This is a genomic window from Kribbella sancticallisti (assembly GCF_039530625.1).
Taxonomy (GTDB): domain Bacteria; phylum Actinomycetota; class Actinomycetes; order Propionibacteriales; family Kribbellaceae; genus Kribbella; species Kribbella sancticallisti.
In genome coordinates, this window is the sequence record NZ_BAAAOS010000053.1 from 101,599 (window position 1) to 113,915 (window position 12,317).

Annotated in this window: 19 protein-coding genes; 8 read left to right on the forward strand and 11 right to left on the reverse strand. The window is 67.4% G+C overall.

Annotated elements, in window-relative coordinates:
- Positions 1-58 precede the first annotated feature (58 nt).
- Positions 59-1,003 (forward strand): FkbM family methyltransferase, encoded by a 945-nt coding sequence (locus ABD255_RS33065; protein WP_344220738.1) that lies wholly within the window; start codon positions 59-61, stop codon positions 1,001-1,003.
- 1 nt (position 1,004) lies between these two features.
- Here the strand turns inward: ABD255_RS33065 and ABD255_RS33070 are convergent, their stop codons facing one another.
- The gene (locus ABD255_RS33070) at positions 1,005-1,772 is read right to left on the reverse strand and encodes an SDR family NAD(P)-dependent oxidoreductase (protein ID WP_344220739.1); all 768 of its coding nucleotides are present in this window, start codon (positions 1,770-1,772) and stop codon (positions 1,005-1,007) included.
- A 72-nt stretch (positions 1,773-1,844) separates the two neighbouring features.
- On the opposite strand from ABD255_RS33070, the gene ABD255_RS33075 reads away from it, so the two are divergent.
- Entirely contained in the window at positions 1,845-2,384 is a 540-nt protein-coding gene (locus tag ABD255_RS33075; RefSeq protein WP_344220740.1) for a GNAT family N-acetyltransferase, read from the forward strand.
- A 16-nt stretch (positions 2,385-2,400) separates the two neighbouring features.
- Here ABD255_RS33075 and ABD255_RS33080 read toward each other — a convergent pair whose 3' ends face one another.
- The 5 genes from ABD255_RS33080 to ABD255_RS33100 all read right to left on the reverse strand — a co-directional run bounded on the left by ABD255_RS33080 (position 2,401) and on the right by ABD255_RS33100 (position 5,778).
- Positions 2,401-2,784 carry a VOC family protein gene (locus ABD255_RS33080; RefSeq protein WP_344220741.1) on the reverse strand — a complete coding sequence of 128 codons (384 nt, stop codon included), beginning with the start codon at positions 2,782-2,784 and terminating at the stop codon, positions 2,401-2,403.
- A gap of 29 nt (positions 2,785-2,813) precedes the next feature.
- The gene (gene fgd, locus ABD255_RS33085; protein ID WP_344220742.1) at positions 2,814-3,818 is read right to left on the reverse strand and encodes a glucose-6-phosphate dehydrogenase (coenzyme-F420); all 1,005 of its coding nucleotides are present in this window, start codon (positions 3,816-3,818) and stop codon (positions 2,814-2,816) included.
- A gap of 141 nt (positions 3,819-3,959) precedes the next feature.
- Positions 3,960-4,388, reverse strand: a complete 429-nt coding sequence (locus ABD255_RS33090) for a nucleotidyltransferase domain-containing protein (RefSeq protein ID WP_344220743.1) — start codon at positions 4,386-4,388, stop codon at positions 3,960-3,962.
- Positions 4,385-5,284: a DUF72 domain-containing protein gene (locus ABD255_RS33095; RefSeq protein ID WP_344220744.1), complete on the reverse strand. Its 900-nt coding sequence runs from the start codon at positions 5,282-5,284 to the stop codon at positions 4,385-4,387. Before ABD255_RS33095 ends, ABD255_RS33090 begins: the two co-directional genes overlap by 4 nt.
- A 14-nt stretch (positions 5,285-5,298) precedes the next feature.
- A complete protein-coding gene (locus ABD255_RS33100) occupies positions 5,299-5,778 on the reverse strand; it encodes a hypothetical protein (RefSeq protein WP_344220745.1) in 480 nt (159 codons plus the stop codon).
- Positions 5,779-5,854: 76 nt separating this feature from the next.
- On the opposite strand from ABD255_RS33100, the gene ABD255_RS33105 reads away from it, so the two are divergent.
- From ABD255_RS33105 to ABD255_RS33125, 5 genes are read left to right on the forward strand one after another with little or no spacing between them, the layout of a single operon-like run.
- Positions 5,855-5,989 carry a hypothetical protein gene (locus ABD255_RS33105; RefSeq protein ID WP_344220746.1) on the forward strand — a complete coding sequence of 45 codons (135 nt, stop codon included), beginning with the start codon at positions 5,855-5,857 and terminating at the stop codon, positions 5,987-5,989.
- Between the two features lie 55 nt (positions 5,990-6,044).
- A complete protein-coding gene (locus tag ABD255_RS33110; RefSeq protein ID WP_344220747.1) occupies positions 6,045-6,602 on the forward strand; it encodes a TetR/AcrR family transcriptional regulator in 558 nt (185 codons plus the stop codon).
- Positions 6,599-7,795 (forward strand): FAD-dependent oxidoreductase, encoded by a 1,197-nt coding sequence (locus ABD255_RS33115; protein WP_344220748.1) that lies wholly within the window; start codon positions 6,599-6,601, stop codon positions 7,793-7,795. The genes ABD255_RS33110 and ABD255_RS33115 overlap by 4 nt, the downstream gene beginning before the upstream one ends.
- Positions 7,796-7,832: 37 nt before the next feature.
- Positions 7,833-8,207, forward strand: a complete 375-nt coding sequence (locus tag ABD255_RS33120) for a hypothetical protein (protein ID WP_344220749.1) — start codon at positions 7,833-7,835, stop codon at positions 8,205-8,207.
- Positions 8,208-8,265: 58 nt separating this feature from the next.
- The gene (locus tag ABD255_RS33125; protein WP_344220751.1) at positions 8,266-8,676 is read left to right on the forward strand and encodes a GNAT family N-acetyltransferase; all 411 of its coding nucleotides are present in this window, start codon (positions 8,266-8,268) and stop codon (positions 8,674-8,676) included.
- Positions 8,677-8,820: 144 nt separating this feature from the next.
- Here ABD255_RS33125 and ABD255_RS33130 read toward each other — a convergent pair whose 3' ends face one another.
- A complete protein-coding gene (locus tag ABD255_RS33130; RefSeq protein WP_344220752.1) occupies positions 8,821-9,372 on the reverse strand; it encodes a YciI family protein in 552 nt (183 codons plus the stop codon).
- 123 nt (positions 9,373-9,495) lie between these two features.
- Between ABD255_RS33130 and ABD255_RS33135 the strand changes: the two genes are divergently transcribed.
- Positions 9,496-9,984, forward strand: a complete 489-nt coding sequence (locus ABD255_RS33135; protein WP_344220753.1) for a hypothetical protein — start codon at positions 9,496-9,498, stop codon at positions 9,982-9,984.
- A 21-nt stretch (positions 9,985-10,005) separates the two neighbouring features.
- Here the strand turns inward: ABD255_RS33135 and ABD255_RS33140 are convergent, their stop codons facing one another.
- From ABD255_RS33140 to ABD255_RS33155, 4 genes are all read right to left on the reverse strand, one after another.
- Positions 10,006-10,227, reverse strand: a complete 222-nt coding sequence (locus ABD255_RS33140; RefSeq protein WP_344220754.1) for a P-loop NTPase family protein — start codon at positions 10,225-10,227, stop codon at positions 10,006-10,008.
- Positions 10,228-10,557: an AAA family ATPase gene (locus tag ABD255_RS33145; RefSeq protein WP_344220755.1), complete on the reverse strand. Its 330-nt coding sequence runs from the start codon at positions 10,555-10,557 to the stop codon at positions 10,228-10,230.
- 171 nt (positions 10,558-10,728) lie between these two features.
- Positions 10,729-11,481 (reverse strand): hypothetical protein, encoded by a 753-nt coding sequence (locus ABD255_RS33150; protein WP_344220756.1) that lies wholly within the window; start codon positions 11,479-11,481, stop codon positions 10,729-10,731.
- Between the two features lie 193 nt (positions 11,482-11,674).
- Complete coding sequence (locus tag ABD255_RS33155) at positions 11,675-12,295, reverse strand: AAA family ATPase (protein WP_344220757.1); 621 nt, start codon at positions 12,293-12,295, stop codon at positions 11,675-11,677.
- Between the last annotated feature and the right edge of the window lie 22 nt (positions 12,296-12,317).

Here is a 12,317-nt window from a genome sequence, read left to right on the forward strand (position 1 = left end):
AGGACAATTTCGACGCCGGCTGGGAGTAGGCCGGCGGGAATCCGGGTACGGGGGCTGGATGGACGTGCGGGATGGCGTGGTGCGGCGGGTGCTTTGGGGGCTGCCGCATGGGGTCGAACGGCGGGTTGGTACCGACGCGGCGCGGCGGGTGGCCCGGGTTGTCGGGTCGCTGGAGGGGCGCAGCGATTCCGGTGTGACGCGGGTTGCCAAGCGGATCTCGCCGCGGCTGGCGGATGAGAACCCCGGGCTCGTGAAGATCTCGCCTGCCTGGGTGAGCCCGGCGGTCGAAGTACGCCGGCAAGGGCTGCGGCTCGAGCTGGATCTGCGGGACAACCTGCAAGCCGTCCTGTACTACGCCGGCCGCTACGAGCCCGCCCTGCAACGCTTCCTGCAGGAAGAGATCCGCCCGGACGACGTCGTGCTGGACGTCGGAGCGAACATCGGGCTGCACACGTTGACCGCCGCGAAGCTGCTGCGGGAGTTCGGCGGCGGCCGGGTGATCGCGTTCGAGCCTGCCGAAGACTGCCTCGACAAGCTGCGAACCGCTGCCGAGCGCAACCATCTCGCCAACCTCATCGAGACCGTCCCCGCAGCGCTGGGCGAGTGGAAGCACCAGGCCGAACTGCGGGCCGACAACCGGTATGACGCGGCGGACGTCGGGGTCCGGTCCCTGTACGGCGACGGCCTGGTCGTTCAGCAGGTGCCGGTGATCCGCCTCGACGACTGGGCTCGGGAGAACGGGCTGCAGCGCCTCGACATCGTGAAGCTCGACATCGAGGGCTCGGAATCAGCCGCGCTCGGCGGCGCCACCCGGACGCTGACGCGGCTGCAGCCGCGCGCGGTACTGGTCGAGGACAAGCGCGAGGACCAGCGGCGCCGGCTGTACGACGTACTGGACGGGCTCGGGTACCGCCACAGCGGACGGGTCTTCGACCACAACGCGTTGTTCCGCCCCGACCGCCGGTTGCTCGAGACAACCAGCGGTCGGCACACGGATCGCTGACTCACGGCATCAACTGGCCGCCGTTGACCTCGACGATCTGGCCGGTGACGTAGCTGCTCATGGCGTCGGAGGCCAGGTAGAGGATGGTGCCGACGCATTCGTGCGGCGTACCGGCGCGGCCCATCGGGATGGTGGCGAGCATCGTCTGCAACTGCGGCTCGGCGGTGTGGCGATCGTGAAACGGGGTCTTGATGACGCCCGGTGAGATCGCGTTGACGCGGATGTTGTCCGCGGCGAGCTCTTTCGCCAGGCCGCGGGTAAAGGTGCTGACGGCCCCCTTGCTGGTCGCGTAGACGACCGAGCCGCCCCCTCCGCCGTGCCGGCCGGCGATGGACGTGACGTTGACGATCGCGCCGCCGCCCTGGGCGCGGAACACCGGCACCACCCGGCGGCTCATCGCGAACACCGAGGTCAGGTTCACGTCCAGGATCCGGCGGAACTCCTCGTCCGGTACGTCGACCACGGCCGAGCGCCGGACCAGGTCACCAGCGTTGTTCACCAGTACGTCGATGCGCCCGTGCCGTGCGAGTACTTCGTCGACGAGCGCCGCTGCCGACTCCGGGTCGGCCAGGTCGGCCTGGTGGACGGTCGCAGTACCACCGGCGGTGCTCACGGCGTGCTGCGTGTGCCGGGCGCCGTCCTCGTTGTGGTGGTAGTGCAACGCGACCTGGGCCCCGGCCTCGCCGAACCCCACCGCGGCCGCGGCCCCGATGCCACTGCTCGCCCCGGTGACAAGAACAACCTGATCCGTGAAGTCGAGGAATCTCATGCCCCAACCCTAGTGTCCGCGTACGCGCCGTACGGGGGTTTGCTCGAGCGCGTGCGGCGGTAGCCTCGATGGATGGGGTATGACCTGGCGAGGCTGGATCTGCGGCGTTGGCGCGTGGCGGATGCGTTGCGGTTGACCGACGCGCATCGGGACCCCGACATGGTGAACCAGGGCGGTATCCGCGACACCGCCAGCGCGGTCGACTGGATCGGCCGGGTGGCGGATTTGGACAACGGACACGTGTACGCCGTCGCGGATGCCGACGATCACCCGATCGGGTGCGTCGCGGTGACGAACATCGACCGGCACCAGGTCGGCTGGACCTGGTACTGGACCATCGCCGACGTCCGCGGCCAGGGAGTCGCGCGGGACGCCCTGCGCGCCCTCGTCGACTGGGCCCACCACGACGCGGGCTTGTACCGGCTGGAGCTTGGACACCGCACCAACAACCCGGCGTCCTGCGGCGTGGCAGCCAGCGCCGGCTTCCTCTTCGAGGGCCTGGAACGCCAACGCCTCGCCTACGACGGCACCCGCTTCGACGTCGAACGCCACGCCCGCTTGGTCTCCGACCCCCTCCAGACCCCCCAACGCCCGGTGACCATCACCACCTGATCCCCGCGAGTCCCTTTCACCCGGTGGTAGGAGGCGGTCGGAGGACGCAGAACTCGTTGCCGTCCGGGTCCACCAGCACATGCCACCGCCAGCCGTGCTCGACGACCGGCTCCGAGGTGAGGACCGAAGCACCGCAGGCGACCACCCGCGCGACCTCGGCGTCGAGATCGGCAGTCCGCAGATCGAGATGGAGCCGGTTCTTCCCGTGCTTCGCGTCCTCGGTCTTCTGCAGCAACAGCTCAACCCCTGGTCCGTCGCTATCCGGAACCAAGCTGAGGTACCGACCCGACGCCCACCCTTTCCGCCGATACCCAAGCACCACCGTCCAGAAATCCGCCGCCCGCTCGAGGTCGGCGACGTCCAACACAACGGCAAGCTCCCCGCGCGCATATGGCTGCATGCAAGGAGTGTCCCGTACCGCCCGGATCGTCAGCCGAGCTTGCGGATCAGCGGTAGGACGTCAGCCGTGAACTGGGTGAGGAAGCGCTCCTGGTCGTGGCCCGGGCCGTGGACGACGAGGTGGTTGAAGCCGGCGTCGAGGTACGGCTGCAGTTGCTTGAGCACCTCGTCGGGGTCTGAGGCGACGATCCAGCGCTTCGCGACCTGTTCGATCGGGAGTTCGTCGGCCAGACGCTCCATCTCGGTCGCGCTGTCGACGCTGTGCTTCTGCTCGGGCGTCAGCGACAGCGGGGCCCAGAAGCGGGTGTTCTCCAGCGCGAGCTCCGGGTCACGGTCATAGGAGACCTTGACCTCGAGCATCCGGTCGATGTCCTCGAACGTGCGTTCCGCCTTCTCCGCGCCCTCCCGGACGGCCGGCATCAGCTTGTCGTTGTAGAGCTCCATGCCCTTGCCCGAGGTGGCGATGAACCCGTCCGCCACCCGCCCGGCGTACTTCGCGACGACCGGTCCGCCGGCCGCGACGTACACCTTGATCGGGGTCTCCGGGCGGTCGTACACGTACGCGTCAACGGTCGGGTAGAACGGCCCGTCGGAGCTGACGCCGTCCTTCGTCCACAGGTCGCGGATCAGCCCGACCGCCTCGCGCAGCCGCGCGAACCGCTCCTTGAACTCCGGCCACTCCCGGCCCGAGACGGCGATCTCGTTCAGCGCCTCACCGGTGCCGACACCGAGCATGATCCGGTCCGGGTAGAGCAGGCCCATCGTCGCGAACGCCTGGGCGATCACAGCGGGGTTGTACCGGAAGGTCGGCGTCAGTACGGACGTGCCGATCAGCACCCGGTTCGTCCGCTCGCCGACCGCGGCCATCCAGGCGAGCGCGAACGGAGCGTGCCCGCCTTCGTGCCGCCACGGCAGGAAGTGGTCCGACACCGTCACGCTGTCGAGCCCGAGCTCCTCCGCCCGAACCGCGTACTCCACGAGATCCCTCGGCCCGAACTGCTCCGCGGAGGCCTTGTACCCGACTCGAATGCTCACCCTTGCTCCCAACTCGTCACGACCCGTCCAACCCCACTCTGCCAGCTCAACCTGCTCAACCCCACGACTTGTTCCCCAGGCAGACTTACCCGCTGCGCGAAAGGAATCTCCCGTACTGCGGTACGCCCGGCGCGCGGAGTACTAAAGCTCGGCCAGGGCCTTCGTGAACAGGTTCTGCGGGTCGTGCAGGATCCGGTGGCCGTCGCGGAGAACCCTGGCGGTGCCGGGGTCCAGCGGGAGAGCCAGCCAGGCGGGGGTCGTGATGCCGAGCTCGACCTGCAGACCGCTGGGGAGGCGGATTCGACGCTCGGCCATCGGACCCCACTGCTCAGTACGAATCAGGCGGGGCCGGCGGGCAAAAGAGCCGGTCCAAGCCAGATCGTGGAGGTAGTTGTCAGGCTCGGTTGTGAGGAGGACGAGGTCGACGTCGCTTCCCATCCGCGGTCGGCCGTAGGCGTACGAACCGACCACCGCGAGCCCCACCACATCCTCGCGCTCGCGGACCCACTCGGTCAGGCTCGCGATCACCGCCTCCACCTGGCGTCGTCGTCCCTTCAGGCGTGCGGTCAAAGTTGGTACTCCAGCGGGTGGATGTCCAGCCGCGCGGCGAGCGCCTCGGCGTCGTACGGAGCGCGGACCTTCACGTCATTGTCGAAGTAGACGAAGACGTCTCGCCGCTTGCGTGGCGCCGGGCCGGCCAGGGTGCGGCCGTCCTTCGGGGTGCCGCCGGACTGCCAGGTGCGGATCTTGCCGGCCCACCGGTCCAGCGCGGCGTCGTCGTACCCGCTGACATACAACTCGTCCGCGCCGTGCAGCCGGACGTACACGAAGTCGGACGTGACGTCGTCGAGCATCGGCCACTTGCCGGCGGTGTCCGCGCAGACCAGCGCGATGTCGTGCTTGCGCAGCACCTCGATGAAGGCAGGATCCTCGTACGACGAGTGCCGCACCTCCAGGGCGTGCCGCACCGGAGCGTCGACCGGGCTGGTCAGCAGGGCCCGCCCGTCCATCCGTTCGTCGTGCCCGGCCGCCACCTTCTCCGCCTGGCTCGTTGTCCGCGGCAACAACTCGAAGAACCGCTCGAGCCGGTCCGGATCGAACCCGAGCGTCGGCGGCAACTGCCAGAGGATCGGCCCGAGCTTGTCGCCGAGCGCCAGCACCCCGGAGGCGAAGAAGTTCGCCAGCGGCGCCTCGACGTCGGCCAGCTTCTTCATGTGCGAGATGAACCGCGGCCCCTTCACCGAGTAGACGAAGCCGGCCGGCGTCTCGTCGTACCACTTCTGGTACGACGTCGGCCGGTGCAGCGAGTAGAACGACCCGTTGATCTCGATCGAGTTCAGCCGGTGCGAGGCATACCCGAGCTCGGCGCGCTGCGGCAGCTTCTCCGGATAGAACACCTTCCGCCAGGGCGGATACGTCCACCCCGAGATCCCCACCCTGTACCGCGCAGCCGGCCACCGCTCCATTCCTCCAGCTTGCCTTATCCGCGGCTCGACGGGTTGGTGGGCAGCGGCTCGACCGACCCGGCTTCCAAGGCGACCTCCACCCGATCCACGGCGCCCCTGATCAAGTCGCCGTACGCGTCGTCAGCCAGCACGCCCAGCCGACCACGAGCGAGATCCAAATGCTGCTGCGCCTCCGCGGCCCGGGACAGGCGCCGGTAGTCGTCGGCGAGATTGAGATGCAGCGACGGCGACAGCGCCTCCACCTTCAGCCCGTCGACCTGATCGTCGGTCAACTCATCGGCCGCCTGCAGAGCTCGCAGATCCCACTCCAGTTCGTTCTCGGTCGTCTCCTGCACGTCGGCCAGGTAGTGCGCGACCGTGCAGCGCGCGAACGCGTTCTCCCCCGCATCCCGCCACAGCACTTCGAGCTGCTCACGCGCCGCCTGCCGCTCCCCGTTCTGTCCCAACTCGACGGCGGTCCCGATCTTCTGCATCAACTCTTGCGTCAGCGTCATCCCCTGATGCTCGGCCTTGAAGCCACTCGAAGGTCAACAATCATCCGATACAAAATGATCTGCTACGGTACAATCCATGGCAGATCAAGAGACCGGCGCCCCTCCCCGCGCACTGACCGATGACGACGTCGAGCCTCGCCCGGAGAACCGGCGCCTCACCATCACCATCCCAGCGACCCGCCTCTACGGGACTGCCCTCGACGTCGGTTGAGTCCGCGCGCTAGAATTAGGGCGATCGTACAGGGCGACTGTCCTAGGGAGTGGATATGCCGGAGTCTCCAGCGGCCGCACGAGGGCGCGAGGTGCGTGAGCGCCTGCTTGCCGCGGCGATCGAACTGATTCCTGAGCGCGGCTGGACGGCAGTGAGCACGCGGGTGCTGGCTGAGCGGGCCGGCGTGACACCGAGCGTGGTGCATTACCACTTCCCCTCGGTGACCGCGGTGCTCAACGAAGCCGTCGTCGGGTTCATGCGGCAGGCGCTCGGCGAGGTCGAGGGTGTCCTCGAGAGCGCGGCTACCCCGGTGGAGGCGGTCGACGCGATGTTCGCCTCGGTGGACCGCTACACGGGCGCGGATCCAGCCTCGCTCATCTTCGTCGAGGCATACCTCGCCGCCACCCGCGACGAGCACCTTCGGGACCAGGTCGCGCAGATTCTCGGCGAGTTCCGCGGCCGCTTCGAGAGTTGGCTCGCGGATCACGGAGTTCCCGCGCCGGAGGCGACAGCCGCAGTACTGGCGGCCGCGGTCGACGGAGTACTGCTTCATCGCGGGCTGGGCGGGGATCAACCGTCTTCCGCCGAGGTCCTGCGGAGGTTGGTCGCATGAAGGTCGTCATCTGTGGGGCAGGCATCGCCGGACTGGCGCTGGCGAATCGGTTGGCTGCACTCGGCCACGACGTCGTAGTGCTGGAACGTACGCCGGGACCGCGGCCGCAGGGCTACATGATCGACTTCTTCGGAGCCGGGTACGACGCCGTCGAGGCGATGGGGCTGCTCCCCGCGCTGCGCGAGGTCGCCTACCACCTCGAAGAGGCGACGCTGCTCGACGAACGAGGTCGCCGGCGGGCCCGGATCGACCCGAAGCAGTTCGCCACCGGGCCGCTGCTGAGCATCATGCGCCCGGACCTGGAGCGCGTACTGCGTGAGCACCTGCCCGCCGCGGTTGAGTTGCGGTTCGACACCAGCGTGACCGCGGTGAGCGACCACGGCGACGGAGTACGGGTGACGGCGGCGGACGGGTCGCAGTACGAGGCGGATCTGGTGGTTGGTGCCGACGGCATCCATTCGACCGTTCGCCGGCTGGTGTTCGGGGAGGAGCCGGAGTTCCTTCGCTACTTGGGGTTTCACACCGCGGCGTTCACCTTCGACTCGCCGGAGATCCACGCCACGATCGGCGGCAGGTTCTGCCTGACCGACACCGCCGGGAGGCAGATGGGGTTCTACTCGCTCCGCGACGGACGAGTGGCCGCCTTCACCGTTCACCGTACGGCGAACCCGGTGCTGCCGGCGGATCTCCGGGCGGCCGTGCGCCACTCGTACGGCGGGCTCGGCTGGATCGCACCGGAAGCGCTCGACCGGTGTCCACCTTCGCCGGACATTTACTACGACCAGGTCGCGCAGATCGTGATGCCGCGGTGGAGCACCGGGCGTGTAGTACTGATCGGCGACGCCTGCCACGCGGTGTCGCTGCTCGCCGGTCAGGGGGCTTCGCTCGGCATCGCGGGCGCCTATGTCCTGGCCGACCAACTCACCCGGCCGCAGCCGATCGAGCAGGCGTTGACCAGCTATGAGGAGTTGTGGCGGCCGATCGCCGAGGAGAAGCAGGCGGCAGGTCGCGCGGGCGCGGGGTGGTTCCTGCCTGAGTCACGCCTTCGGCTGGCGCTGCGCCGGCTCATGCTCCGATTCATCGCGCTGCCGATGGTCAAGCGGCGCGCGGCCGCCGTACTGACCGGCAAGTCCACCGCACTGATCAGCAACCTCGCCGATCCAGGTCAGGTACCGGCCGACCGGCGCGCGTAACTGGGCCCGGGGACCCGCGAGCACATACCGTGACGACATGGCGATTTCGAAGGGAAGCCGGGGCGAGACGTTCCTGGCCTGGGTGGTCGGCGGCGGCGCGGCGCTCGGACTGCTGACGCTGACCAGGCGGACCTGGGACGTGTGCCAGGTTGACATCGGCAAGATCGCCAACGGCCCCACCCTGCTCTTCGTGGGCCTGCCGGTGTCCGTGGTGGTGAACGTCCTCCTCTTCCACCTCGTGTACCGCGTGTCCAAGAGCGGCAAGGGGCTGTTCACCCCACTCCTGGCCGCCGCCATCGCGATCGCCATCGCCGACCTGGCGCTGTACTCCTGGGCCGGTACGCCGGCCACCGCGCCGGGCATCTGCCCCGGCAACGTTCCGCCCTGGTGGCCGACCTGGATCCCGACCTGAGGTGCTCGCTCTCTGATCCTCGAACCTCGGCGACGGGCCGGCAGGACATGATGGCCGGATGAGCGTTCGGATTGAGTTGGCCGACCCCGCCTCGATCGAGCGGGCGGTCCGCAAGTTCATGAAGGTCGAGACCGGCGGCGGAGCTTACGCGTCTTCACCCGCCACCATCACCTTCATCGCCTGGGCCGGCCCGGAGATCGCCGGGTGGTGCTGGGGCTATCAACTCGCCCGCCCGGACGACTCGACGATGCTGTATCTGCACCAACTCGAGGTGGACGCCGCGTACCGCCGCCAGGGAATCGGCCGAGACCTCGTCACCGCCTTCCTGAAGGCAGGCGCGGAAACCGGCGCCACCAAGATGTTCCTGACCACGGGCGCGGACAACATCCCCGCCCGCACCCTCTACGAGTCCCTAGGCGGCGACCTCGCCTCCCAGGGACCTACGGTCAACTACTGGTTCCTGCTCTGACCAGCCCTGCCCCGGACCGCCCTCCGCGGGCACCGGCGGCGGATCGAACACCTCGGCCTCGAGCAGCGCGAACTGGAGCGGGTCAGGGTGCTCGAAGGAGAAGGCGGAGTCATCCACCTTCGCTTCCGCGTCCGCCGCTGACGGTCAGCCCTGAGAGGGTCGGCCGCCGAAGTACCAGAGATGGACCTCCGTACGACCGCCGCTGCCGGCCGGCAGTACGGACGCCGCGGCTTCCTGGTCGGGGGCTTCGACGAGCGCAACCCGACCGAGCGGTGCCTCGTCGTCCAGCCCGAGCAGGTCGCCGTACAGAATCACGTGCTTCGACACGACCGGCGCGGCACCGGCCTCACCCATCGAGATCACCAGGTACCGGTTGTAGTCCTCGACTGCATCGGCGAAGTCCCACATCGTGCGGCCCAAGGCGTTGTCGAAGCGACACAACAGCACCGACTCGAACGCCCCGGCCCGGTAGTACGGCTCGTCATAGGCGAACGCGCGAGCAGCCTCGGCATCTACCAACTCCACGATGTGCATACTGCCCGTCGACTCGGCCTCATCACTGTCATCCGTCATCGTGGGGCCACGAGCAACCAACACCTCGCCGTACCCATCCATGAAGCCCCAGTGCTCTTCTTTCAACCTCACCTTGAGCGGAAAGGCCCCCACACGATCACGCCCGTACACGAAATACTCCACACCTCACCCTAGATGCCTGCCGCACCTAGGTGACCAGCCTTTGCTTGACCGGGGCGGCGGCTTCTATCAAGAAGCCTTCGGGGCGCGCGTGCTGCATTGTGTGGCGCCGCCGGAGGAGGGTTCATGACAGGGGAGACGCAAGATCCGCACGTGCTTTCGCCCGGGCACGCGCCTACGCCGTTCACTGCGGACGAGATCCGTGCCGGCTGTCCGGCTGGACGAGCGATCCGCCTTCAGGTTGAGGTGGTGGGCGAGACTCCGTTCCACCGGGTCAGTCGGTTTGTCGAGACCGACGAAGCCGGCGCCACCATGGAGCGATACCGACTGTCGCTCGACGGCTCTCTGCTCGGCGAACCAGAGGTGAGCCACGTGACGTGGCGAGAACTGCAGGCCCACGCCTCGTTCCCCGCCGACGCCACGACGATCGAGCCCGAGCGGATCGAGACCGCCCTCGGCGAACTGGACTGCCTGCGTTACACGGTTCACGACGGCGCGACCGACGAGGTCTTCTGGTTCGCCAAGGACCTCCCCGGCATGCCCATCCAGATCCTCACCCGGACAGACGGCCAGGTGGCAGCGACCGTTTCCGTCGTGTCCCAGACGCTGCCGTGAGTGTGTCGGCAACAAATCTGATCAGTCTTCGAGCGAGTGCGCTATCGATCCGCCGGTCTCCCACGCAAGCTCGCCGATGATCCGGTTGACGGTCTCGTCAAGGCTGCTCGACTTGTCGATCACCTGCTCGCCCGGAACGTCCAGCACATCGCAAGGGTGGTACCAGTCCTTCATCTGCTCCGGGCTGACGACCTTCGCCAAGGGCTTGGTGGCGTGTCGCAGAAGCGTCTCGTTGAACGGCAACTAAAAGTAGTACACGCCCGTGACGCCGACATGATCAGCAATCAACTCCCGCAGCATCGCCCCATAGTGCGGGCTGTAAAGAATGCCTTCGAGAATCACGTGATATCCGTGCCCGAGCGCATACCGCACCGTCTGATCGATCAACCCGATGTTCGGCACGCCCGGCCGATCATGCTCCCGAAACAGAATCCGCCGCAGATAGTCCTGCTCGACCCAAGCAACACCGCGCCCGACCCGTCGCCGAACCTCCTGCGCCGTGGTGCTCTTGCCCGACCCAGAGTTCCCTCGCAGTACGACAAGCCGCGTCGTCGCGTCCCCAAGTTTCGGCACCCCGAGACCCTAGACGACGCGAGGTGTCCAGGGTGTGCGGTCGTAGACGTTCCGGTCACCGAGCCACATCCGATACACCGCGTACGTGCGTACTCCGCCGTCCAGCACCGCCTGGTAGAGCCAGCATCGAGGTACGTGACACGGCGTCAGCACGCTCGTTAGCGGGCGCCTCTACCTTGGTGTGAGCCTGACGCCTGTGGTTGCGCTGATGACCGCCCGGTCTCCGAGCGGCTCGGTCAGGGTGACGACCGCTGGTGTCGAAAGCGCAATGGCAGGACAGGCACCTCCGCCCGACGCATGACCGTAGCTCCCTCCGATGATCACCAGGTCCTCGAACTCGAGGACGTGAGCTCGAAGGTCAACCTCACAGGCTCCGTGACCGAGGACGAAGGTCAGCGCGCTGCCCTCGACCCGGGTGAGGCTCTGGACCTCGAGGATGCCAGGTGCCGACTTGGCGATGCCCCGCGGTGGTACGGGCTCGACCATGGGCTTCAGCACGTCCTCAGGAGCTGCGACGACGACGATCGGCCTCGACAGACCCTTCGCGGTGAAGGACCAGGCGGGCACGGTCGCAGGACCGCTGCTCGTGACCACCTTGGCCTTTCCCAAAGAAGCGCCGGTGATCGTGAGCTTGCAGGACGATGCCGGGATGCCCCTGCAGTTGCTGCGGGTGGTTCCGATCACTCCAGTCAGAGCAGGCTGTGCGTCGAGCACGCTGACCGGACGGCTCGACCCGTCCGCGAAATCGATGCGGGAGGTGCCGCCTGATCCGAGCTGAACACCCGGTGCGACGACTACCTGCCCGGCCGTCCAGGCAAGCTTTTGCTCGGTCGTGTCGAAGGCAAGGCCGGGTACCCGAGACGAGTACAGGAAGATCCCGACAGGAGGCTTCGGGATCCCCGCAGCCCGGACAGCCTGCGCCACGGCCCGCGCCCGGTCGAGAAACGCCGGCGTCCCAGGCGCTGACGGAATCAGCTTCGAAACCGCATCACGGGGCGCAGTCGGCCCAGCGGAGGGCGTGGCGCTGGTTGCTCCAGAGGTCGACGTCACCTCGGCTCCACACGCCGATAGGACAAACCCGATGAGAACGACGGCAGGACCCAAGCACGCACCGCGATTAATGGCCATCATGCTTGAGACACGCAAGTAACGGCGAAATCGTTGCGTCGGCGCCCACAGGCCGAGTATCCGCTCCCCCCAGCGAGGCATCACGCAGCGCGCTTCGACGGACGATCTCGTCAACGACGCGGGCGATCGGTGTGGTGGCATCGACCACGATGCCGTTCTCCGGGATGTCTTCCTTCGTTTGATGCAATCGCAGGACGAGTTCCCGTTCCGCTTGTTTTCCGCCCCACTCGTCTTCCGATCGCTCGCGAAGACGCCGGTCCAATGTGCCAGGGTCGACCTCCAGGACAAAGACGCCGTCAAACAGACCGATGAACTTCGAAAAGTTCCTGGAACCACCGCAGAAGAACGTCACCGCCTCATCCTGGTCGGCGACCAGGGCTTCTACTCTGTCTACCTGCCAGATGTGGTGCTCGTGCGTGTGACCATTCGCCGGCCTGCCAGTTTCGGGATCGCCTTGATAGGCCAATTCAGTGTCCCCATTGATGGCGTGGTAGCCGCGTCGCTGCAATTCTTTGCAGACCGAAGTCTTGCCAGTGCCGGAAACGCCTTCGATCAGGTAATTCTTGATGCCCATCGTCCAGATGATACAAATCAATACTTCGACGCCCATCGCTAGACCGTGTGTGCGCGGC

What these genes read in the sequence shown, in the direction of transcription:
- ABD255_RS33135 (WP_344220753.1), top strand. Translation starts at nt 9,496, where the DNA reads ATGACAGGGGAGACGCAAGATCCGCACGTGCTTTCGCCCGGGCACGCG.
- ABD255_RS33155 (WP_344220757.1), bottom strand. Translation starts at nt 12,295, where the DNA reads ATGGGCGTCGAAGTATTGATTTGTATCATCTGGACGATGGGCATCAAG.
- ABD255_RS33105 (WP_344220746.1), top strand. Translation starts at nt 5,855, where the DNA reads ATGGCAGATCAAGAGACCGGCGCCCCTCCCCGCGCACTGACCGATGAC.
- ABD255_RS33125 (WP_344220751.1), top strand. Translation starts at nt 8,266, where the DNA reads ATGAGCGTTCGGATTGAGTTGGCCGACCCCGCCTCGATCGAGCGGGCG.
- ABD255_RS33115 (WP_344220748.1), top strand. Translation starts at nt 6,599, where the DNA reads ATGAAGGTCGTCATCTGTGGGGCAGGCATCGCCGGACTGGCGCTGGCG.
- ABD255_RS33100 (WP_344220745.1), bottom strand. Translation starts at nt 5,778, where the DNA reads ATGACGCTGACGCAAGAGTTGATGCAGAAGATCGGGACCGCCGTCGAG.
- ABD255_RS33110 (WP_344220747.1), top strand. Translation starts at nt 6,045, where the DNA reads ATGCCGGAGTCTCCAGCGGCCGCACGAGGGCGCGAGGTGCGTGAGCGC.
- ABD255_RS33095 (WP_344220744.1), bottom strand. Translation starts at nt 5,284, where the DNA reads ATGGAGCGGTGGCCGGCTGCGCGGTACAGGGTGGGGATCTCGGGGTGG.
- ABD255_RS33080 (WP_344220741.1), bottom strand. Translation starts at nt 2,784, where the DNA reads ATGCAGCCATATGCGCGCGGGGAGCTTGCCGTTGTGTTGGACGTCGCC.
- ABD255_RS33065 (WP_344220738.1), top strand. Translation starts at nt 59, where the DNA reads ATGGACGTGCGGGATGGCGTGGTGCGGCGGGTGCTTTGGGGGCTGCCG.
- ABD255_RS33070 (WP_344220739.1), bottom strand. Translation starts at nt 1,772, where the DNA reads ATGAGATTCCTCGACTTCACGGATCAGGTTGTTCTTGTCACCGGGGCG.
- ABD255_RS33075 (WP_344220740.1), top strand. Translation starts at nt 1,845, where the DNA reads ATGGGGTATGACCTGGCGAGGCTGGATCTGCGGCGTTGGCGCGTGGCG.
- ABD255_RS33120 (WP_344220749.1), top strand. Translation starts at nt 7,833, where the DNA reads ATGGCGATTTCGAAGGGAAGCCGGGGCGAGACGTTCCTGGCCTGGGTG.